This is a genomic window from Psychromonas sp. 14N.309.X.WAT.B.A12 (assembly GCF_030397575.1).
Classification (GTDB): domain Bacteria; phylum Pseudomonadota; class Gammaproteobacteria; order Enterobacterales; family Psychromonadaceae; genus Psychromonas.
The window spans coordinates 1-1,304 of record NZ_JAPNXS010000025.1 but is presented as its reverse complement, the minus strand read 5'-3'; the positions used below and the strand labels follow the sequence as shown (position 1 = coordinate 1,304).

Annotated in this window: 1 protein-coding gene; it reads right to left on the bottom strand. The window is 48.4% G+C overall.

The annotated features are described in order from the left end of the window. The coding region (locus tag OW492_RS16900; RefSeq protein WP_290041695.1) for a hypothetical protein at positions 1-1,304 on the bottom strand (1,304 nt) is incomplete at both ends.

Sequence of the window (1,304 nt, the reverse complement as noted above, 5' to 3'; positions counted from 1 at the left end):
TCGTCACCGTCTTCATCCGTTGTTTCGAACGTCGCAACCACGGCACCTTCAACGGCACTGCCGTCATCTTCAGTAAAGTCATTGCTGCTAGTGATAGTTATTTCTGGTGCATCATTACTAGTCGTCACACCTGGCTCAACAGTGGCGGCTTCACCGTCTACCGTGCCGTCATTTGGTGTTAATGTAAATTCAGGTAGCTCTTGACCACTGTTGACCAGTGCAGCACCCGCTTCTGTTAGCACAACCGTGCCATCTACGATTTCATAATTAACGGTATCGCTTAAGGTAACAGTAACCTCATCACCGTCTTCATCCGTTGTTTCGAAGGTCGCAACGACGGCACCTTCAACGGCACTGCCATCATCTTCAGTAAAGTCATTGCTGCTAGTGATAGTTATTTCTGGTGCATCATTACTAGTCGTCACACCTGGCTCAACAGTGGCTGCTTCACCGTCTACCGTGCCGTCATTTGGTGTTAGTGTAAATGCAGGTAGCTCTTCGCCACTGTTGACCAGTGCTGCACCGGCTTCTGTTAGCACCACCGTGCCATCTACGATCGCGTAGTTGACTGTATCGCTCAGGGTAACGGTAACATCATCGCCATCTTCATCTGAGGTAGTAAAGGTAGAGACTTCTGCTCCAGCAACCGCACTGCCATCATCTTCGGTAAAGTCATTGGTACTGGTAATGGTGACTTCTGGCGCATCATTCGTCGTGGTTACACCTGGCTCAACAGAAACTGCTTCACCGTCAGTCGTGCCATCATTTGGAATCAAAGTAAATTCAGGTAGCTCTTCGCCACTGTTGACCAGTGCTGCGCCCGCTTCGGTTAAGACAACCGTGCCGTCAACAATTTCATAATTAACGGTATCGCTTAACGTAACAGTAACTTCGTCACCGTCTTCATCCGTTGTTTCGAACGTCGCAACAACTGCACCTTCAACGGCACTGCCATCGTCTTCGGTAAAGTCATTGCTGCTAGTGATAGTTATTTCTGGCGCATCATTCGTCGTAGTTACACTTGGCTCAACAGAAACTGCTTCACCGTCAGTCGTGCCATCATTTGGAATCAAAGTAAATTCAGGTAGCTCTTCGCCACTGTTGACCAGTGCTGCTCCGGCTTCGGTTAAGACAACCGTGCCGTCAACAATTTCATAATTAACGGTATCGCTTAACGTAACAGTAACTTCGTCACCGTCTTCATCCGTTGTTTCGAACGTCGCAACCACGGCACCTTCAACGGCACTGCCGTCATCTTCAGTAAAGTCATTGCTGCTAGTGATAGTTATTTCTGGTGCATCATT